This is a genomic window from Neisseria sp. P0001.S005, from assembly GCF_051963715.1.
The window spans coordinates 1-404 of sequence record NZ_JBQCTZ010000678.1 but is presented as its reverse complement, the minus strand read 5'-3'; the positions used below and the strand labels follow the sequence as shown (position 1 = coordinate 404).

Here is a 404-nt window from a genome sequence, read left to right as displayed (position 1 = left end):
TCGAGCATGGTGCCTTCGCGGGATTCGTTGAGCTGCTTCAATACTTTGGCGTTGCGGAATTTGCTGCTCTCGTATTTGGGCATGAAATCGGGCAGGTCGCGGTAAACACCGCCGGGACGGAAGTAGGCTGCGTGCATACGCGCGCCGGACACGGCTTCGTACAAGTCCATCAGCTCTTCGCGGTCGCGGAAGGCGTAAAGGATGGCGGTCATCGCGCCGATGTCGAATGCGTGCGAACCGATACCCATCAAGTGGTTGAGGATGCGCGTTACTTCGGCGAACATCACGCGGATGTATTGGGCGCGGATAGGCACATCAATACCGGCAAGTTTTTCTACTGCCAAACAATACGCCTGCTCGTTGACCATCATGGAAACGTAGTCCAAGCGGTCCATATAGGGCAG

At 56.2% G+C, this 404-nt stretch carries 1 pseudogene; it reads right to left on the bottom strand.

The annotated features are described in order from the left end of the window. Positions 1 to 404 (bottom strand): annotated as a pseudogene (locus ACTHSP_RS22335) (NADH dehydrogenase (quinone), D subunit); the annotation flags it as partial.